This window comes from Enterobacter sp. RIT418, from assembly GCF_003057745.1.
Classification (GTDB): domain Bacteria; phylum Pseudomonadota; class Gammaproteobacteria; order Enterobacterales; family Enterobacteriaceae; genus Enterobacter.
The window spans coordinates 49,467-69,037 of record NZ_QBJD02000012.1 but is presented as its reverse complement, the minus strand read 5'-3'; the positions used below and the strand labels follow the sequence as shown (position 1 = coordinate 69,037).

Below are 19,571 nucleotides of genomic sequence, written 5' to 3'. Positions count from 1 at the left end.
GTATGAGAATTCTGGTGATCGGCCCGTCATGGGTGGGCGACATGATGATGTCGCAAAGTCTTTATCGCACGCTCAAGGCGCGCTATCCCCAGGCAATCATCGACGTGATGGCACCCGCGTGGTGCCGTCCGCTGCTGTCGCGTATGCCGGAAGTCAACGAAGCGATTCCGATGCCGCTCGGCCACGGGGCACTGGAAATTGGTGAACGCCGCAAGCTTGGGCACAGCCTGCGCGACAAGCGCTACGATCGCGCCTACGTGCTGCCTAACTCATTCAAATCCGCTCTCGTGCCTTTCTTTGCGGGCATCCCGCACCGCACCGGCTGGCGCGGTGAAATGCGCTACGGCCTGCTGAACGACGCGCGCGTGCTGGATAAAGAAGCCTGGCCGCTGATGGTCGAGCGCTATGTGGCGCTGGCCTACGACAAGGGCGTGATGCGCAGCGCGAAAGACCTGCCGCAGCCGCTTCTTTGGCCACAGCTGCAGGTCAACGACGGGGAGAAATCCCACACCTGCAACGCGTTTGGACTTTCGTCTGAGCGCCCGATGATCGGCTTTTGTCCCGGCGCGGAGTTCGGCCCGGCAAAACGCTGGCCGCACTATCACTATGCGGAACTGGCTAAAGAGCTTATCGACGAAGGCCATCAGATCGTGCTGTTTGGCTCCGCGAAGGATCACGACGCGGGCAACGAAATTCTCGCCGCATTAAGTACCGAACAGCAGGCCTGGTGCCGTAATCTGGCCGGGGAAACCCAGCTGGAGCAGGCCGTTATTCTGCTTGCCGCCTGCAAGGCCGTGGTGACGAACGACTCCGGCCTGATGCACGTCGCCGCCGCGCTGAACCGCCCGCTGGTGGCGCTGTACGGCCCAAGCAGCCCGGACTTCACGCCGCCGCTGTCCCATAAAGCGCGCGTCATTCGCCTGATTACCGGCTACCACAAAGTCCGTAAAGGCGATGCCGCTGAAGGCTATCACCAGAGCCTGATCGACATTACGCCGCAGCGCGTCCTCGAAGAGCTTAACGAACTGCTGTTGAGCGAAGAAGGATAACGCATGCGGGTATTGATCGTTAAAACGTCCTCCATGGGGGATGTGCTCCACACCCTGCCGTCGCTGACGGACGCCATGCGCGCCATTCCCGGCATTCGCTTTGACTGGGTGGTCGAAGAAGGCTTTGCGCAGATCCCTACATGGCATGAGGCCGTGGACCGCGTCATTCCTGTGGCAATCCGCCGCTGGCGCAAAGCGTGGTTCTCCGCGCCGATCAAAGCCGAACGTAAGGCGTTTCGCGAGGCGGTGCAGGCTCAGCGCTACGATGCCATTATCGACGCGCAGGGGCTGGTCAAAAGCGCCGCGCTGGTCACGCGTCTGGCGCATGGCGTAAAGCACGGCATGGACTGGCAAACCGCCCGCGAACCGCTGGCGAGCCTGTTTTACAATCGCCGCCATCACATCGCAAAAGATCAGCATGCCGTAGAACGTATTCGCGAGCTGTTTGCTAAAAGCCTCGGCTATGCAAAACCGGACGCGCAGGGGGATTACGCGATCGCCCAGCGTTTCCAGCAGGCAGGCGATGACGGTCATAAACCGTATTTCATCTTTCTTCATGCCACCACGCGCGATGATAAGCACTGGCCGGAATCCCACTGGAAAGCGTTAATCCAGCTGCTGGCGGAGCATGATATTGAGATTCGGCTGCCGTGGGGCGCGCCCCATGAGGAAGCACGTGCGAAGCGGCTGGCGGAAGGCTCGGCGAATGTAACGGTTTTACCGCGCATGAGCCTTGAGAACGTTGCGCGGCAGCTGGCAAATGCTAAACAGATTGTTTCGGTGGATACCGGTCTGAGCCATCTTAGCGCGGCGTTAAGCCGCCCTAACGTCACGCTGTACGGGCCGACGGACCCGGGTTTGATCGGCGGCTACGGCCAAAATCAGCATTATCTCCTTTCAAAAAGCGGATTAATGTCCGATATTTCCCCTCAGGAAATTTATGATTTTATTAAAGGAACAGGAGCGTTTTGATGCGGAAGCTTCATATTATTAACCTCGCAAAGATGGGCGGTGTTGAACGCCTGTTCCTGCAATATATCAACGACGCGACTTCCGCAGACGATATTATTTTTTGCATCAGCAACCATATCGGTCCTGAAATCGAGCAGCATTTACCGGGTAAGAAAATAACCTTTGTTAACAGAATCATAAATTCTGTCACGCTGAAATATCCCGTCTTTATGCGAAAATTTGCCCTACAGACAAAGCTCTGGTTTGCAAAACCTGATGCGGTAATCATCTGGGATCTGATCCCCGGTTTTGCAGGCAAACCTTCGCGAGGGAAAGTTATCTATTACGATCACGGCTGCTCATGGCGGTATGCGCACAGCAGGAAGAATTTGGCTTTTTTTGCGTTGCTTGATGGATGTATCTCCGCAGCAAAAGCCTCAAAGCGCGTTATGGAACTGCGCTTCGATCCTGACTGTCCGGTTAAAACGGTGATCAACCGCATCCAGCCGCCGCCGGGCATAAACAAGGGTGAAAAAACGCTGAGCGCGCCGCTGAGTTTAGGCGTCGCTGCCCGTCTCGTAGGATTAAAAGGCATTAGCGTGGCGCTGCTGGCGCTCAAATCGCTTCAGGATCGCGGTATGGACGTGACGCTGGACATTGCCGGTAAGGGCCCAGACGAAGACGCTTTTCGCCAGCTGGCTGAAAAACTCGGCATCACTAAGCACGTCAACTTTTTAGGCTTCAAAGACGATTTGAGCGGCTTTTTTAACGCGATCGACATTTATCTAAGCACCCCCGTGACGGAACCCTTTGGACTCTCATGTATGGAAGCCCTGTTCTACGGCGTACCGGTGGTTTTCCCGATGATTGACGGACAGCCGGAAGTGGTTGAAGACGGCGTATGCGGCGTGGGCATTGTTCCCGACGTAGCACCGGAAGCACACCAGGCGTTAACCGGCATAAACGTGAATTTCCCCTATGACGTCTATTCTCCCGAGCAGGATCGTCTCGTGAGCCCGATGCTGATGGATCACCATGCCGTGGCTAATGCTGTGATAAAAATCGCTGGCGATGATTATGCGACCTGGCGTGCAAATGCATTTGCGCATGTCGCCCAACATTTTGATTATAAAAATTTCATTAGCGAATTTAACGCTACAATTTTGGAAGTTGTTGATGAAAACAATAAAAAATAAGCTTTCGCTCGACGTAGTGCTTTTTATTGCTTTTTTAATGATGTTAGCATCCCAGTATCTGCTTATTTTTGATTCAGCTCGTCCACGAAAAATTTTCTACACGGCGGGTTATGTGGCTATTTTAGCCATGTTTATATGCTATAAAAGAATCAACAAGCCTCTTAAAAATCTTGTGCCGATGCTTGCGTCCCTGTTGCTAGCAGGCACGATTTTGATTTGGGTCGCACTGTTTAAAAACAACGGCGCCTATTGGGATATCTACAATAGTTATGAAACGTCCGGAAAAATAATATTACTATTTTCCGTATTGATTTTTATTTTTTCAAATTTTAACATCAAGCACAATACTGTACTCTTGGATTCGATATTCATTATCGGCGGAATATTAGCCAACGTGTATGCTATCCACCAGTACAACTTCCATTCAGAACAGCGTATTGAGCTTGGTTTTGATCGGGCAACGATGGCGGCCTACATCATTACCGTTATCGATATTCTGCTGCTTCATGCGGTGTTAAATAGACATGGCTGGGTGAGATATGTGCTCTTCGCGTTTACCATTGGCTTAACCTTCAGTGCGATTATTTTTACGGGCACGAGGGCTGCAATTTTAAGCTATCCGATTCTGTGTCTGCTTCTTGCATTTACCCACAGCAACGTCAACAAACAGCACCTTATTAAGATGATTGTATTCTTTGCCTGCCTGCTGGCAGCGGCGGTTTATATTTTTCAACAGCCGTTAGAAAAGCGGCTAGATGCCCTGCAACATGATATAAAAACGCTGCAGAACAGCAATAACAGCCGCACCTCCGTCGGAGCACGCGTTGCAATGTTCGAGGTTGGCGTGAATACAGGCTCTGCGGCCCCCCTTGGCCAATCCGCAGAGCAACGTAACGCTCGGATAAAGCAGCTTGCGACCAAAGACACTTCCCTTGGTGGCTCCGTCACTTATATGAACGTCCATTTGCACAACGAGCTGATTGATAACTACTCGCTGCGTGGGATAGCAGGCGCAGGGGCGCTAATTCTCTTTTACCTCTCCCTTCTGTTGTGCGCCTGGCAAAACCGCAACCCGACGCTGATGGTGATGACGCTTAGCCTGATCGTTTATGGCTTAAGTGATGTCATATTCTTCAGCAGGGAAGGCTCGATTGTTTACGTTATTGGTCTTCTCACGGCGATGATTTTTCTCGGGAAAAGAGGAGAATTATCCGTACAGGCTGAGACTTTACACGCTGCGAAATAACGCACTACTATACCTCTGAGCAATATGCTCGGGGGGCCAATAACATAGAGTTAATGAGATGAAGATAAATAAAATTATCATTGCCGGGTATGAATTAAGCGGCCTGGGAGGGATGGAAACGGTATGCAGCACGCTAGTGCGATTACTCCGCGCCCGTCATCCCGGCATTGATATTTCTTTTGTCTTTTTTAAAGAAGGCAACGCTACCGTTTGCGACGACTGGCTGGCCCACAGCAACTACAGCCGCATCACCTCAGGCATAAGAAATACGAAAATCCGTCGATTATCTTTCGCAAACTCTTTTCGTAAGCTGATAAGCCGGGAAAAACCCGAGCTTATTATTGCGCTCGATACACTGTCCTGTTTTATCAGCAACGTCGCCAGACAATATACCTTGCAGAAGCCGGTCATTTTTTCCTGGCTGCATTTCTCAACGCATAATCTTTATAAAGCAAAATATGTAAAGCGGGCCGATTATCACCTGGCTATTTGCTCTGAAATCGCCGAGCAGCTGACTGCGATGGGTATTGAAGACGGCCGTATCTCCACCATCTACAACCCTATCGCCCGCAGCCCCGTTTGCATCCCTCGCCCGCCGGAAGGTACGCGCTTTATTTACGTTGGCAGAATTATTGCCGATGGGCAAAAAAATATGCGTGGATTGTTCGACGCGCTGGCGCAAACAAAAGGTGCATGGACGCTGGACATCATTGGTGCAGGCGCTGACACAGAAATGTTGCAGGAATACGCGAAAGCCGTGGGCATCGAGGACAGGCTATGCTGGCATGGATGGCAAAAAAACCCCTGGAGCTATATCCGTGAAACGTTGCAGACAACCACTTGCCTACTCAGCAGCTCTCACTTTGAAGGGTTTTGCATGGTCCTTGCCGAAGCCAGCGCGCATGGTGTGTACGCCATAAGTTCGAACTGCAAAACAGGACCTGCGGATATTATTCAAGAAGGCGTTAACGGGAATCTGTATCCGACCGATCGCCCGGACGTTTTCGTTAAGCACCTTCAGGAGATCGTGAACGGTAAAACGCTGCCGGACAGTAATATTATCAAACAGGCTATCGAACCGTTCTACGAAGATAACTACACTCTTGAAGTGCTCCGTGCGTTCGCCCGTGCGGGCCTCACCTTTACCGAATAATCCCTACACGCCTGTTTTACGCTGGTAGTACTCTGCCAGCGTCATTCCCTCGCACTGGTTTTGCAGCGAACTGAACAGCGCTTCAAGATCGTCATACAGTCCTTCAATCTCTGCTTCGGTTTTAAACGTCGGGCTGCCACCGGGCATGTATTCCGATGAGTGCAGCATGTATTCAACGTAATCGCTGCCCTGCTCAAGGGTTTGCTGCACGACGCGTTTCATCGTGTCGACGTTTCCCCCCGCAGGGCGTAGCCAGTTCACGGAAGGTGAGCGAACCTTACCTCTCAGGCGGTCATAGCCCTGCTTGAGGGTATTGATTAGCGCAGAATGCTTGTACTGAATACTCATCGGCACTTCAAGCAGCGAAGAGGTCCCTGGCTTACTGATGTCGTTCTCGTCCATAAAGTAGGCATGATGTGGGAAATGACGATAGTCCGTACCGCCCGTCCCCTGCGGAGCGCCTTTTGCCGTGCGCCAGTCCACTTTCGGGGTGACCGAGCAATCAACCTGATAGCCTAGCTCCACCAGCAAACGCGCATAGCGCTCATCGAATGCCCAGCGCCCCGCCCGGTGGCTAACCATTTTGGTCTGGAAGGTGTCTTCCAGCAGGTGCGTCATAAACTCGACTTTCTCGCGCATCTGCGCATCGGGATATTCGATAAGATAGGGCTTGTAGCGCCAGTCGTCGTCCGTTAACGGCACCTCCGGCGGGCTGTTCCAGGCATGCAGATGCATACCCACTTCGCCGGTTCCGCGAGCGATGACGTCGCGCGCGAACTCCACGTAAAACGGATCGACCGCCATCTCGTAGTTGGTCAGATAAACCGGTTTAAAACGGTATTTTTCGCAGAGCGACTGAAAACGCGGTAAAAAGCGCGCGTTTTCGGTGGTGATACTGCTGTGCTTCTGCCAGAGGTTATCCCCTTCAGTATCAATCGTTATCAGAAACGCCGGTTTAGTCATTGGGACCATCCTTACAGTGTTACGCTACCCCTCGCTAGGGTAACACAAAGCTTTTCTCAGTCAGACTAATCACCTAAAATCGACCATTGGGCCTCAGGCGAAGAGTTAAGCATGACCTTAAAAACATCCTCCGGAAAACCGACAATCCCCTCTCGTATTCTGATTATCAAACTACGTCACCATGGGGATATGCTGCTGGTCACACCGGTCGTTCATGCCTTAAAAGAACGCTATCCCGATGCTGAGATTGACGTTCTTCTCTATGAAGAAACCCGGAGTATGTTGTCAGCCTACGGCGAAATCCACCACATTTATGCCATCGACCGCCGCTGGAAAAAGCAGGGGGTCCGCTTCCAAATGAGCCAGGAATGGCAGCTTCTCTCTCAGCTTCGCCAGAAACGCTATGACCTTGTGCTCAACCTGGCCGATCAGTGGCGCAGCGCCATTATCACGCGGTTTACCGGCGCGCCGCAGCGCATTGGCTTTGCCTTCCCGAAACGTCACCATCCGCTGTGGAGAGCCTGCCATAGCGAGCTCGTCTCGACCGATAATCACGCTGGCCTGCATACCGTAGAGCAAAACCTGTCCATTCTTGCTCCGCTGGGCATCGACACCCGCACCGCGCCCGCCACCATGGCCTATACGCCAGATGACTGGCAGTTTTGTCAGTCTTTACTAGCTGAAAATGCGGGCAGCTATGTTGTCGTTCAGCCGACGTCGCGCTGGTTCTTCAAATGCTGGCGGGAAGAGAGAATGGCCGAGGTTATTCGGGCGCTCACCGATGCCGGTCACCATGTGGTCATCACATCCGGTCCGGACGAGAAAGAGCGCCAGATGGTCGATGCTATTCTTTCCAGCTGTCAAAGCGATAAAACGCATACGCTCGCCGGACGGCTTACGCTGCGCCAGCTGGCGGCGCTCATCGACCATGCTTCACTCTTTATTGGCGTCGACTCGGTCCCGATGCATATGGCGGCCGCGCTGCGAACGCCGCTCATCGCCCTGTTCGGCCCGTCTAAGCTGACGTTCTGGCGCCCCTGGCAGGCAAAAGGCGAGGTTATCTGGGCGGGGGACTACGGGCAGCTTCCCGATCCCGACGACATTGATACCCGCACCAGCGAACGTTATCTGGATTTGATCCCCGCTTCCGTCGTGATCGACGCGGCGAAAAGGTTATTACATGAATAAATATCGCCTGGCGATCGTCAGACAAAAGTACCGCCCGGACGGCGGGGCTGAACGTTTCGTTTCCCGCGCGCTTGAAGCGCTGGACGCTCAGGACCTTGAGCTTAACGTGATTACCCGCGAGTGGGACGGACCGGTCAAACCCGAGTGGCACATCCACATCTGTAACCCGATGAAGTGGGGCAGAATCAGCCGCGAGCGTGGTTTCGCCCATGCGGCCCGAAAATTATGGCAGGCCGAGCAGTTTGACCTCGTTCAAAGCCACGAGCGTATTCCCGGCTGCGATCTGTATCGCGCAGGCGACGGGGTTCACTCCCGATGGCTTGAGCAGCGCTGCCGTATTTTGCCCGCCTGGCAGCAAAAGCGCCTGCTTAACGATCGCTATCACCGCTACGTGATCGGCGCGGAAAAAGAGATGTATCTCGCCAGCGAGCTGCGGGGCGTCATTTGTAACTCAGAAATGGTTAAACGCGAGATCGTCGAAGATTTTGGCATTTCTGAGAACAAAATCCGCGTCATTTATAACGCCATTGATAGCCAACGCTTCCTGCCGCCTTCTGAAGAGGCGCTGCTGCCGCTACGTCAGCAGTGGCAGATTCCTGAAAAGGCGAGCTGCCTAATCTTTGTCGGTTCCGGCTTTGAGCGTAAAGGCCTCAGCGCCGCGATTCAGGCGATTGCCCCTACCGATCGTCATCTCCTGGTCGTTGGCAAAGATAAAGACCAGCCGCGCTACCAGCAGCTTGCGAAAGCGCTGGGCTGTGAAGCGCGGGTGCACTTTTTTGGCGTTCAGCAGGAAACGCTGCCGTTTTACCAGATGGCGGACGGACTGCTGTTGCCCACGCTTTACGACCCGTTCCCTAACGTCATTCTCGAAGCGATGGCCTGCGGTCTGCCTGTCATCACCAGCACGGGCTGCGGCGGCGCCGAGTTTATTGAGCAGGGCATTAACGGCTACGTCTGCGACGCGCTGGACGTTAGCGCGCTGTCGCAGGCGGTGATGGCGTTACCTTCCCGCGCGTTGGGCTCCGATCCCGCGCTTCGCGCCAGAGAGCGCATTATGGGTTGCACATCTGAACGCCTGTCGACAGAGCTGGTTGCTTTTTATCAGGCACTTCTGGAGAAAAAATGAGAATTTTGCTCGTCATTGATGGCCTGCCCGGCGGTGGCGCGGAAAAAGTAGTGCTTACGCTGGCGGAAAACTTTATTCGTAAAGGCGACCGCGTTTCGCTTTTCTCACTCAGGGACGTTTGCGCCTACCCGCTGCCGGAAGGGCTGGATTACCGCGTTATCGCCGACCGCTGCCGGACGCCGTGGCGCAAGCTCACCGAGATATCTCGTCGGGCCGCGCAGCTTGACAGCGCCATCGCAGAAGCTGAGCAGGAGGGTAAATTCGACCTGGTGTTATCCAACCTGCACAAAACCGACCGCATCGTGGCGCGCAGCAAGCGCCTGAGACATCACAACCTCTGGTTCTGCCTGCACGGCGTGTTCTCTGCCTCCTACCTCGGCAATAAAACCGGGCTTTCCCGATGGCTTAAAAAGCAAAAAGTTAAACGCGTTTATCAGCAGCGGCGGATTGTTGGCGTATCCCGCGCCGTAGGGCAGGATCTGATTGACGCGTTTGGCATAACGCCAACGAAGCTATGTACCATTTATAACCCGTTCGATCTCGATGCTATCCGGGAAAATGCGCAGGCACCCTGCGAAATGGCGGGTGAAGATTACCTGATTCACGTTGGCCGCTTCCACACGGCAAAGCGTCATGACCGTCTGATTGAAGCTTACGCAGAAAGCGGTATTCGCGCGCCGCTGGTGCTTCTGGGCAAGGGAAATGCCGAACAGGAAGCCCGACTGCGGGAACTGGCTGCGCGTTCCGGCGTCGGTGACAGGGTGCTTTTCAAAGGCTTCCAGACCAACCCGCTACCGTGGATTAAACAGGCGCGCCTGCTGGTTGTCAGCTCGGATAGCGAAGGTTTCGGCAACGTGCTGGTAGAAGCGCTCATCTTAGGAACCGCGGTGGTCAGTACCCGCTGCCCGGGAGGCCCGGTCGAGATTTTGACGGGTGATTTGCAGCGAGGCTTAAGCGAGCTGAACAGCCACGATCTGGCCCGGACCATGCAAAGCATTTATCATAATCCGCCGGCAATCGATACCACCCAGCTTGCGCGATTCGACGTCAACACGATTTGCGAAGAATATCGCAACCTTCATCGCTAATTTGACGATCCCATTGTCTATTAATAGGTTTCATATGACTAACGCACCTTTACTAAGCATCGTGGCCGCTGTGTATAACGGTGAAAAGTTTCTCGATGCCTTCTTCAGGTGTATTGAGCAGCAGCAGCTTAGCGATGTCGAAATGATCATGGTGAACGACGGCTCCACCGATTCCAGCCTGGCAATCCTGGAAGCGTGGCAGACGAAGTTCAGCAATATGAAGGTCATCAGCCAGCCCAATCAGGGCGTATCGGTTGCGCGTAATACGGGCCTGGCAGTTGCAACGGGTAAATACGTCACGTTCCCGGACATCGACGACAAGCTTTATCCCGGCATGTACACCACGCTGCTGAACATGGCTGAAGAGAACGACCTTGACGTGGCAACGTGCAACGGGCGCTATGTCTACGAGGATCGCCGCGAGCCACAGTCCATTTTCCCTACCGACAGGCTCTCTTCAACGCCGGTGCTGCCGGGCCACGTCTGGCTAAAGCGCGCGCTGGATTCGCGTAAGTTCCTGCACGTCACCTGGCTAAACATCTACCGGCTCGCCTTTATCCGCCAGATGAATTTTTCCTTTGAGCCCGGCCTGCGGCATCAGGATATCCCGTGGACCACAGAAGTTTTACTTGCCGCCGAGCGGGTGCAATATACAGAAAAGACGTTTTACGATTACTACATCCATTCTGAGTCCGTCTCGCATAAGCCGGATACCGACGACACGTTGATTCGCTCTGCGCACCACTATATGAAAATTCTCGAAATGCTGGATGCCATCAACAGGCGCTACGCCGATAAAACGCGCGATATCAAAGCCTGTCGCTGGCAGATTGCAAAAGAAGGTCTGGGCATCATCCACACCATCGATGAGATGAAAGACAAAGAAAAACAAAAATCCCTGATTCGTGAATTTTTCGAGCGCGGGATTTGGCAACTCATCTGGACTAACGCTCACGATTTACGCCTGCGCTGGCGCCTTGGCCGCCGTTACTTGCGCTTAAAGAAGATGCTGAATAATTAAACAGGTACGCGGGCCGTTGAATAACGGCTACGGAGAGTTATGAGCAAAGTTGCAAAACAGGTAGCCGCAGGCGTATTTCTGACGATCTGGAAAGCCACCGGCTACAGCGTGAAAAAAATCACGCGTTTCTCACCCGAAGATAAGCTGAAAACCATTGCGATCTTCTCAACAACGGCCCTGGGGGATTTTATCCTCAATACGCCGGCAATCGCTGCGTTAAAAGCGCGCTGGCCTGACGCAAAGCTACTGCTGGTAATGAACCAGCGCAACGAAGCGCTCGCGGCGGGAAGCAACCTGTTCACGGATATCTTTTACTGGAACGGAAAGGCGAACGACGTGCTGAAGCTGGCCGGATTCCTGCGTAAGCACAGGGTCGATGCTACGTTTATCCTCCATTCCCGCACGCCTTACGACATCATTGCCGCCTCGCTAGGCCGTTCGACGTATATCTTCAAGGACGTCTATTACAACGACTATCAGGGTCAGGAAAACTTTGCGCTGGCGCGGTTTTTGTCCGCCCATTTTGATAACCGAAAACAGGGCAATATTCATCTCATCGATCAAAAAGCGCAGCTCTTGAAATCGATTGGCATCGATATGCCCTCGAAAGAGATGTTTATTCCCGCGCCCTTCACGCCGGAGCGGCCAGAAAAAACGGTGGTCGGCATACACGCCGGTGCATCAAGCCTGGAGCGCTGCTGGCCGGTGGAAAAGTTCGCTCAGGTTATTGAAATGCTCTTAGCGCAGCATCCCGATCTTGAGATCGTGCTGATTGGTGCAAACGCGGAAAAGGCGCTTAACCAGCGCATTATTGATGCCCTGACGGGCCAACAAGCGCGCGTTCACAATCTGGCGGGAACGACTAACCTTATACAGCTGGCGGCAAAAATCGCTGGCTTTACCTGCCTCGTGGTAGGGGATACCGGCCCGCTCCATATCGCCGTTGCGCTGAAAACGCCGACCGTTGGGCTATACGGCGGTCAAATGTACGTTGACGGCGCAGCCCCCATGCAGGACAGCGCCCTGCATCACGTGCTGGTATCAGACGATGACAATGTCGGCATCAGTCGAATCGACGTCGCGGATGTATATAGCGCCATTAACCAATGTCTGGCGGCAAACCCCGTCTGAACGCCTCAGCGCAGGCAACAGAGCCAAAGAGATAGCTTTAGTACCGCTAAATGCTTAGAATTTGCCCGCCAAAACAAAAAAACGGATAGAACCCTTGGAATTGCTTTACACCACTTTGCTTTACCTTATACAACCGCTGGTCTGGCTGCGCTTGCTCCTCCGTAGCAGGAAGGCTCCCGCTTACAGAAAACGCTGGGCCGAGCGTTATGGATATTGTAAAAACAAGGTTGCGCCCGAGGGAATACTGCTGCATTCCGTTTCTGTCGGTGAGACGCTGGCGGCGATCCCGCTGGTGCGCGCGCTGCGCCACCGCTATCCGTCACTGCCGATCACCGTCACCACCATGACGCCTACCGGCTCCGAACGCGTGATGTCCGCATTCGGTAAAGACGTCCATCACGTCTACTTGCCGTACGACCTGCCCTGCGCCATGAACCGTTTCCTCAATACCGTTCGCCCTAAGCTGGTGATCGTGATGGAGACCGAGCTGTGGCCCAATATGATTTCAGCGTTGAACGCCCGCAAAATCCCGCTGGTGATTGCCAACGCCCGCCTCTCGGAGCGCTCGGCAAAAGGGTACGGCAAGCTCGGGAAAGCCATGCGTCGCTTGCTCGGCAAAATCACGCTCATTGCCGCCCAGAATGAAGAAGACGCTGAGCGTTTTATCGCTCTTGGCCTCAAACGCAACCAGCTGGCAGTCACTGGCAGCCTCAAGTTTGATATTTCCGTAACCCCCGAGCTGGCTGCCCGCGCGGTGACGCTGCGCCGCCAGTGGGCCCCGCGCCGTCAGGTGTGGATTGCCACCAGCACCCACGACGGCGAAGAGGAAATTATCCTGCAGGCGCACCGCAAGCTGCTTGAGCAGTTCCCGGACCTGCTGCTGATTCTGGTTCCACGCCACCCGGAGCGCTTTAAAGATGCCCGTGAAATGGTGCAGAAAGGCGGCTTCAGCTTTACCCTGCGAAGCAGCGGTGAAGTGCCTTCCGGCAGCACGCAGGTGGTGATTGGCGATACGATGGGCGAGCTGATGCTGCTTTACGGCATTGCCGATCTGGCGTTTGTGGGCGGCAGCCTGGTTGAGCGCGGCGGCCATAACCCGCTTGAGCCTGCCGCGCACGCCATCCCGGTGCTGATGGGGCCGCACACGTTTAACTTCAAAGATATCTGCGCCAAGCTGCAGCAGGCCGACGGCCTGATTACCGTGACCGATGCGGATTCGGTGGTGAAAGAGGTTTCGACCCTTCTCACCGACGAAGATTACCGCCTGTGGTATGGCCGTCATGCTGTCGAAGTACTGCATCAGAACCAGGGCGCGCTGACCCGCCTGCTACAGCTTCTGCAGCCCTATTTGCCTCAGCGGAGCCACTGATGCCTACGCGCCTGTCGGTCGTGATGATCGCCAAAAACGCCGCTGACCTGTTGCCGGACTGCCTGGCCTCCGTCAGCTGGGCCGACGAGATCGTCCTGCTCGACTCCGGCAGCGATGATGCTACCGTAGACGTTGCCCGAGCCGCGGGCGTAAAGGTTTATGTCGATACCGACTGGCAAGGCTACGGCATCCAGCGCCAGCGCGCGCAGTCTTATGCCTCCGGCGATTACGTCTTAATGATCGACACCGATGAGCGCATCACGCCGGAGCTGAGGCAGTCGATTCAAGCGGTCCTTGCCGCCCCTCAGCCCAGTGCGGTCTACAGCATCGCGCGTCGCAACTACTTCCTTGGCCGCTTTATGCGCCATAGCGGCTGGTATCCCGATCGCGTCACGCGCCTTTATGAGCGCGAGCGCTATCGCTATAACGATAATCTGGTGCATGAATCACTGGCCTGCGACGGCGCGGCGGTGATCCCGCTCGCGGGCGACCTGCTTCACCTGACCTGCCGCGACTTTGCCAGCTTCCAGCGCAAACAGCTTAACTACGCCACCGCGTGGGCGCAGGAGCGTCATCAGCGCGGCAAGAAGGTCTCGTTGTCCGGGATTTTCACCCATACGCTGGGCGCGTTTCTGAAAACGCTGCTGCTGCGCGGCGGCGTGCTGGACGGCAAGCAGGGATGGTTACTGGCAGTGGTAAATGCCCAGTATACTTTCAACAAATACACCGAGCTGTGGGCGCTGTGCCGCGGCTACTCAGAGAAAACGTGAGCCATGAGCACAAAAGCGATTTATCCGGGTACCTTCGATCCGATCACCAACGGTCATCTTGATATCATCACCCGCGCGGCGAGCATGTTCGACAAGGTGATACTGGCGATTGCATCCAGCCCCTCCAAGAAACCCATGTTTGACCTGAACGAGCGCGTTCAGCTCGCGACGGACGCCACTGCGCATCTGCCAAACGTTGAGGTGGTCGGGTTTAGCGATTTGATGGCCAACTTCGCTCGCGCCCAGCAGGCCAACATTTTGATCCGCGGCTTACGCGCGGTGGCGGACTTTGAGTATGAGATGCAGCTGGCGCACATGAACCGCCACCTGATGCCGGAACTGGAAAGCGTGTTCCTGATGCCGTCGAAAGAGTGGTCGTTCATCTCCTCCTCGCTGGTGAAGGAGGTTGCGCGGCACCAGGGCGACGTGACCCATTTCCTGCCGGATAACGTTCACCGGGCGTTAATGGAAAAGCTGAAGTAGCCGTCTGACTGCCGGGCTGTGCCTGCCCGGCCTGCAACGGCCCTACTTCTGACACTGGCGGCAGTAAAACGTCGCGCGCTGCGCGTGCTTTGTCGCAATAATCGGCGCTCCGCACGCTCTGCACGGCTCCCCTTTTCGACCATAGACCTGCAGCTCCTGCGCAAAATAGCCCGGCTTGCCGTCGCTTTGCAGGAAATCCTTCAGCGTCGTTCCCCCCTGCTCAATCGAGCGCAGCAGCACGGCCTTAATCACTCTGACCAACAGCTCGCACTCCTGCGGCGAGAGCGAAGAGGCAAGCCGATCGGGATGGATCCCGGCCGCAAACAGCGATTCGCTGGCATAGATGTTCCCCACGCCAACCACCAGCTTGTTATCCATCAGCCAGGGCTTAATTGGGGTTTTCTTCTTTGCACACTTCTGCTGCAGGTATTCTGCGTTAAACGCGTCAGAGAGCGGCTCGGGCCCCAGATGCGCCAGTGCGCTATGCCCTTCGAGCTCTTTTGTCCACAGCCAAGCGCCGAAACGACGCGGATCGGTGTAGCGCAGCACCTTGCCGTTGCTCATCACCAGGTCAACGTGGTCGTGCTTTTCCGCAGGCAGCTCTTCGGTAAGGATACGCAGGCTGCCGGACATCCCAAGATGGATGATAATCCAGCCGTCAGGAAGCTCCAGCAGCAGGTATTTAGCGCGCCGCTGAACGCTGAGAACAGGCTTATCGCTCAGGGCATGGATCTCATCGGAGACCGGCCAGCGAAGCCGACCGTTGCGAACGACGGCATGAAGAATTGTAGCACCAGCCAGATGCGGTTCGATGCCACGGCGGCTGGTCTCTACCTCGGGTAATTCAGGCATGGTTCCTCCGTTGAGATGCAGAATGCAAAAAACCCCGCAGTTGCGGGGTTTTTCAGTACAGGAAGGTTAAAATTATTTAATTTTAGCTTCTTTGTACAGTACGTGCTGACGGACAACTGGATCGAACTTTTTCAGTTCCAGTTTTTCCGGCTTAGTACGCTTGTTCTTCGTGGTGGTGTAGAAGTGACCAGTACCAGCAGAAGAAACCAGCTTGATTTTCTCACGAATACCTTTAGCCATGATTTATTTCCTCTTTAAGTACTTAGTACTTTTCGCCACGGGCACGGATTTCAGCCAGAACTGTATCGATGCCTTTCTTATCAATTACACGCATACCTTTAGCAGATACACGCAGGGTGACAAAACGCTTCTCGCTCTCAACCCAGAAACGGTGAGAGTGCAGGTTCGGCAGGAAACGGCGTTTAGTCGCGTTCAGTGCGTGGGAACGGTTGTTACCGGTCACCGGACGCTTGCCAGTAACTTGGCAGACTCGGGACATGTCTATTCTCCAAAAATCAAATTAGCTCGAGCTTCGTATGGGGTATCGGCGCCTCGTCAGGCTTTACAGCCCGGTCATCGCATAGTTCTATTGAACTCTCGATTGCCAGGCCCAAATGCCAAACCCGAGATTCTCAAAGGTGGCGTAGTATACGCTGACTCGGCGGTGTGCTCAAGTCCCGAACAGACAAAGATCCCGATGGATCGCGAGAAATAGTCTAAATCCAACCCTGTTCGGCGAAGGAAATGTACTCTCCGCGGCCAATAATCAGATGATCCAGCACGCGAATATCCATGATTTGGCAGCATTTAATAATGCGCCTGGTAATTTCTTTGTCGGCTCTACTTGGTTCTGCACAGCCAGAGGGGTGATTATGCGCGAGGATCACCCCGGCTGCATTCACTTTTATCGCTTCCCGCACAATGACTCGTGGATGAACCTCAACGTGGCTTAATGTACCTGAAAACAGATGGCAATGCTTCAGCACCCGATTTTTGTTGTCGAGAAAGATCGCCATAAAGATCTCGCGCTCCGCGTCTGCCAGCTGGCTTTGCAGAAAATCGCGGGTCATTTCCGGCGTCAGTATCGGGTCTTCCTCCTGCATTCGGACGGTGTAAAAGCGCCTCGCAAGCTCGGCGATGCCTTTGATCTGGGCAAATTTCGCCACGCCAATGCCACCAACGTCGTTGAATGCCTCCATTTCAGCAGTCAGCAGGCCATGCAGCGAACCAAAATGCGCAATTAAGTCGCGCGCCAGTACGAACACGCTCTTGCCCGACGTTCCGGTACGCAAAAACAACGCCAGCAGTTCGGCATCGGTCAGGGATGTAATTCCATAGCGCAGCATTTTTTCGCGCGGCAGCAGCGGTGATATCTCTTCCATGCTCGGTCTCCTTATGGCTGTCACCATGCTGCCACAGCGCTATCAGGCTGTTCGACCCGCAATTTGTGTTCTTGCGTAACGCCTCGCAAAGTGCAACAGCGGACAGCATCACCCCACTTTTAGGATTGTGATAAAATGCCCGCTCTCTGGTGAAACCCAACAGGAAAGAATCATGATGAGCCTGGCCGGTAAAAAAATCGTTCTTGGCGTAAGCGGTGGCATTGCTGCCTATAAAACGCCTGACCTGGTGCGCCGTTTGCGCGAGCGCGGGGCCGATGTGCGGGTGGCTATAACCGAAGGCGGTAAAGCCTTTATTACCCCTCTGAGCCTGCAGGCCGTTTCGGGCTACCCCGTCTCCGACAGCCTGCTCGATCCCGCAGCTGAAGCCGCGATGGGCCATATCGAGCTGGGAAAATGGGCGGATCTGGTTATTCTGGCACCCGCCACGGCTGATTTGATTGCCCGCGTTGCCGCGGGTATGGCGAACGATCTGGTCTCTACCATTTGTCTTGCCACGCCAGCGCCCGTCGCCGTTGTTCCGGCCATGAACCAGCAGATGTACCGCAACGCCGCCACCCAGCATAATCTTGAGACGCTGGCCTCGCGCGGCCTGCTGATTTGGGGACCAGACAGCGGCAGCCAGGCGTGTGGTGATGTAGGCCCGGGGCGTATGCTCGACCCGCTGGCTATCGTTGATATGGCGGCTTCGCATTTCTCGCCTGTCAACGATCTGCAACATCTCAACATCATGATTACCGCAGGCCCAACGCGCGAGCCGCTGGACCCGGTACGCTATATCACCAACCACAGCTCCGGTAAGATGGGCTTCGCCATTGCTGCCGCAGCGGCCAAACGCGGCGCGAACGTCACGCTGGTGAGCGGTCCGGTTTCGCTATCAACGCCGCCGTTCGTCCAGCGCATTGACGTCACCACCGCGCTGGAGATGGAAGCCGCTGTGCAGACGCATGCACAAAAACAGCACATTTTTATTGGTTGTGCGGCCGTTGCCGACTACCGTGCCGAAACCATTGCCGATGCAAAAATCAAAAAGCAAGGCGATGAATTGACAATAAAAATGGTCAAAAATCCGGATATCGTTGCCGGGGTTGCCGCACTGAAAGACCGTCGGCCTTACGTTGTTGGGTTTGCCGCCGAAACAAATAATGTGGAAGAATATGCCCGGCAAAAACGTACCCGCAAAAACCTCGATTTGATTTGCGCGAACGATGTATCGCTGTCCACGCAAGGATTTAACAGCGATAGCAACGCACTGCACCTTTTCTGGCAGGATGGAGATAAAATCTTACCGCTTGAGCGCAAGGAACTCCTGGGCCAACAATTACTGGACGAGATCGTTACCCGTTATGATGAAAAAAATCGACGTTAAGATTCTGGACCCGCGCGTTGGCAAGCAATTTGCGCTGCCAACCTATGCCACCTCCGGCTCTGCCGGTCTTGACCTGCGCGCCTGTCTCGATGACGCCGTAGAGCTGGCTCCAGGCGCAACGACCCTGCTCCCAACGGGCCTGGCTATTCACATCGCTGACCCGTCGCTGGCGGCAGTGATCCTGCCGCGCTCTGGTTTGGGCCATAAGCACGGCATCGTGCTGGGTAATTTGGTCGGCCTGATTGACTCTGACTATCAGGGGCAGCTGATGGTATCCGTCTGGAACCGCGGCCAGGACAGCTTCACTATTGAGCCCGGCGAGCGTATTGCGCAAATGGTCTTTGTACCGGTGGTACAGGCCGAATTTAACCTGGTAGAAGATTTCGACGCTACCGACCGTGGCGAAGGCGGCTTCGGCCATTCCGGACGCAAATAATCGTCCGATAGACACGCATCTCACCGCGCCATAATGCAATAACAAACCGCAAACGCTTGTTTGCGGTCGTTGTGTGGATGCCAGCCTGGCAGTGCTTATTTTCAGGGGTATTTTGTAACATGGCAGAAAAACAAACCGCGAAAAGGAACCGTCGCGAAGAAATACTTCAATCTCTGGCTCTGATGCTTGAATCCAGCGATGGCAGTCAACGCATCACCACCGCTAAACTGGCCGCGTCCGTAGGCGTGTCAGAGGCGGCGCTGTACCGTCATTTTCCGAGTAAAACCCGGATGTTCGACAGCCTGATCGAATTTATTGAAGACAGCCTGATCACGCGCATCAACCTGATCCTGAAAGATGAGAAAGACACTACCGCACGTCTGCGTTTGATTGTGCTGTTGATTCTGGGCTTTGGCGAACGCAACCCCGGATTAACCCGTATCCTGACCGGCCACGCGCTCATGTTCGAGCAAGACCGTCTTCAGGGACGCATTAACCAGCTTTTCGAACGCATCGAAGCGCAGCTGCGCCAGGTACTGCGTGAGAAGAAAATGCGTGAAGGCGAGGGCTACACTACTGATGAAACGCTGCTGGCAAGCCAGATTCTGGCGTTTTGTGAGGGGATGCTCTCCCGCTTTGTGCGCAGCGAATTTAAATACTGTCCAACGGAAGATTTTGACGCCCGCTGGCCGCTGGTCGCAGCACAGCTGCAGTAATATTTTTGCCGGATGACGGCTTCGCCTTATCCGGCCTGCTAATTCCGCAGGCCCGGTAAGCGCT

At 54.8% G+C, this 19,571-nt stretch carries 21 protein-coding genes; 16 read left to right on the top strand and 5 right to left on the bottom strand.

Going from position 1 to position 19,571, the window contains the following annotated elements:
• The first annotated feature begins 2 nt into the window (after nt 1–2).
• The 5 genes from rfaF to DBY73_RS15060 are packed head-to-tail and all read left to right on the top strand — an operon-like array spanning nt 3 to nt 5,595.
• Nucleotides 3–1,049 carry an ADP-heptose--LPS heptosyltransferase RfaF gene (gene rfaF / locus DBY73_RS15080; protein WP_112011907.1) on the top strand — a complete coding sequence of 349 codons (1,047 nt, stop codon included), beginning with the start codon at nt 3–5 and terminating at the stop codon, nt 1,047–1,049.
• 3 nt (nt 1,050–1,052) lie between these two features.
• Nucleotides 1,053–2,021, top strand: a complete 969-nt coding sequence (gene rfaC, locus DBY73_RS15075; protein ID WP_112011906.1) for a lipopolysaccharide heptosyltransferase RfaC — start codon at nt 1,053–1,055, stop codon at nt 2,019–2,021.
• Entirely contained in the window at nt 2,021–3,196 is a 1,176-nt protein-coding gene (locus DBY73_RS15070; RefSeq protein ID WP_112011905.1) for a glycosyltransferase, read from the top strand. The genes rfaC and DBY73_RS15070 overlap by 1 nt, the downstream gene beginning before the upstream one ends.
• Complete coding sequence (locus DBY73_RS15065; protein ID WP_112011904.1) at nt 3,177–4,442, top strand: O-antigen ligase family protein; 1,266 nt, start codon at nt 3,177–3,179, stop codon at nt 4,440–4,442. The genes DBY73_RS15070 and DBY73_RS15065 overlap by 20 nt, the downstream gene beginning before the upstream one ends.
• Before the next feature lie 58 nt (nt 4,443–4,500).
• On the top strand, nt 4,501–5,595 hold the full coding sequence (locus tag DBY73_RS15060; RefSeq protein WP_112011903.1) for a glycosyltransferase: 1,095 nt from the start codon (nt 4,501–4,503) through the stop codon (nt 5,593–5,595).
• Between the two features lie 3 nt (nt 5,596–5,598).
• Here DBY73_RS15060 and DBY73_RS15055 read toward each other — a convergent pair whose 3' ends face one another.
• Nucleotides 5,599–6,558 (bottom strand): polysaccharide deacetylase family protein, encoded by a 960-nt coding sequence (locus DBY73_RS15055; RefSeq protein WP_112011902.1) that lies wholly within the window; start codon nt 6,556–6,558, stop codon nt 5,599–5,601.
• 111 nt (nt 6,559–6,669) lie between these two features.
• On the opposite strand from DBY73_RS15055, the gene rfaQ reads away from it, so the two are divergent.
• The 8 genes from rfaQ (at nt 6,670) to coaD (ending at nt 14,734) form a co-directional block, all read left to right on the top strand.
• Nucleotides 6,670–7,746 (top strand): putative lipopolysaccharide heptosyltransferase III, encoded by a 1,077-nt coding sequence (rfaQ, locus tag DBY73_RS15050; protein WP_112011901.1) that lies wholly within the window; start codon nt 6,670–6,672, stop codon nt 7,744–7,746.
• Complete coding sequence (locus DBY73_RS15045; RefSeq protein WP_112011900.1) at nt 7,739–8,872, top strand: glycosyltransferase family 4 protein; 1,134 nt, start codon at nt 7,739–7,741, stop codon at nt 8,870–8,872. Before rfaQ ends, DBY73_RS15045 begins: the two co-directional genes overlap by 8 nt.
• Nucleotides 8,869–9,960 carry a glycosyltransferase gene (locus DBY73_RS15040; protein ID WP_112011899.1) on the top strand — a complete coding sequence of 364 codons (1,092 nt, stop codon included), beginning with the start codon at nt 8,869–8,871 and terminating at the stop codon, nt 9,958–9,960. The genes DBY73_RS15045 and DBY73_RS15040 overlap by 4 nt, the downstream gene beginning before the upstream one ends.
• Nucleotides 9,961–9,994: 34 nt before the next feature.
• Nucleotides 9,995–10,981 (top strand): glycosyltransferase, encoded by a 987-nt coding sequence (locus DBY73_RS15035; RefSeq protein WP_112011898.1) that lies wholly within the window; start codon nt 9,995–9,997, stop codon nt 10,979–10,981.
• 39 nt (nt 10,982–11,020) lie between these two features.
• Nucleotides 11,021–12,112 (top strand): glycosyltransferase family 9 protein, encoded by a 1,092-nt coding sequence (locus tag DBY73_RS15030; RefSeq protein WP_112011897.1) that lies wholly within the window; start codon nt 11,021–11,023, stop codon nt 12,110–12,112.
• Nucleotides 12,113–12,206: 94 nt separating this feature from the next.
• Entirely contained in the window at nt 12,207–13,481 is a 1,275-nt protein-coding gene (waaA, locus tag DBY73_RS15025) for a lipid IV(A) 3-deoxy-D-manno-octulosonic acid transferase (protein ID WP_112011896.1), read from the top strand.
• Nucleotides 13,481–14,251, top strand: a complete 771-nt coding sequence (locus DBY73_RS15020) for a glycosyltransferase family 2 protein (RefSeq protein WP_112011895.1) — start codon at nt 13,481–13,483, stop codon at nt 14,249–14,251. The genes waaA and DBY73_RS15020 overlap by 1 nt, the downstream gene beginning before the upstream one ends.
• A 3-nt stretch (nt 14,252–14,254) precedes the next feature.
• On the top strand, nt 14,255–14,734 hold the full coding sequence (gene coaD, locus DBY73_RS15015) for a pantetheine-phosphate adenylyltransferase (protein ID WP_112011894.1): 480 nt from the start codon (nt 14,255–14,257) through the stop codon (nt 14,732–14,734).
• A gap of 42 nt (nt 14,735–14,776) precedes the next feature.
• Here the strand turns inward: coaD and mutM are convergent, their stop codons facing one another.
• The 4 genes from mutM to radC all read right to left on the bottom strand — a co-directional run bounded on the left by mutM (nt 14,777) and on the right by radC (nt 16,968).
• Nucleotides 14,777–15,586, bottom strand: coding sequence for a bifunctional DNA-formamidopyrimidine glycosylase/DNA-(apurinic or apyrimidinic site) lyase (gene mutM / locus DBY73_RS15010; protein WP_112011893.1), 810 nt, complete (start codon nt 15,584–15,586; stop codon nt 14,777–14,779).
• A gap of 72 nt (nt 15,587–15,658) precedes the next feature.
• Complete coding sequence (gene rpmG, locus DBY73_RS15005; protein ID WP_003024094.1) at nt 15,659–15,826, bottom strand: 50S ribosomal protein L33; 168 nt, start codon at nt 15,824–15,826, stop codon at nt 15,659–15,661.
• 22 nt (nt 15,827–15,848) lie between these two features.
• Nucleotides 15,849–16,085 (bottom strand): 50S ribosomal protein L28, encoded by a 237-nt coding sequence (rpmB, locus tag DBY73_RS15000; RefSeq protein ID WP_013511031.1) that lies wholly within the window; start codon nt 16,083–16,085, stop codon nt 15,849–15,851.
• Between the two features lie 217 nt (nt 16,086–16,302).
• Nucleotides 16,303–16,968 carry a DNA repair protein RadC gene (gene radC, locus DBY73_RS14995; protein ID WP_112011892.1) on the bottom strand — a complete coding sequence of 222 codons (666 nt, stop codon included), beginning with the start codon at nt 16,966–16,968 and terminating at the stop codon, nt 16,303–16,305.
• Between the two features lie 175 nt (nt 16,969–17,143).
• On the opposite strand from radC, the gene coaBC reads away from it, so the two are divergent.
• The 3 genes from coaBC (at nt 17,144) to slmA (ending at nt 19,507) form a co-directional block, all read left to right on the top strand.
• A complete protein-coding gene (gene coaBC, locus DBY73_RS14990) occupies nt 17,144–18,355 on the top strand; it encodes a bifunctional phosphopantothenoylcysteine decarboxylase/phosphopantothenate--cysteine ligase CoaBC (protein ID WP_181573243.1) in 1,212 nt (403 codons plus the stop codon).
• On the top strand, nt 18,333–18,791 hold the full coding sequence (dut, locus tag DBY73_RS14985; protein ID WP_146745779.1) for a dUTP diphosphatase: 459 nt from the start codon (nt 18,333–18,335) through the stop codon (nt 18,789–18,791). The genes coaBC and dut overlap by 23 nt, the downstream gene beginning before the upstream one ends.
• A gap of 119 nt (nt 18,792–18,910) precedes the next feature.
• A complete protein-coding gene (gene slmA, locus DBY73_RS14980; protein ID WP_112011889.1) occupies nt 18,911–19,507 on the top strand; it encodes a nucleoid occlusion factor SlmA in 597 nt (198 codons plus the stop codon).
• The last annotated feature ends 64 nt before the right edge of the window (nt 19,508–19,571 follow it).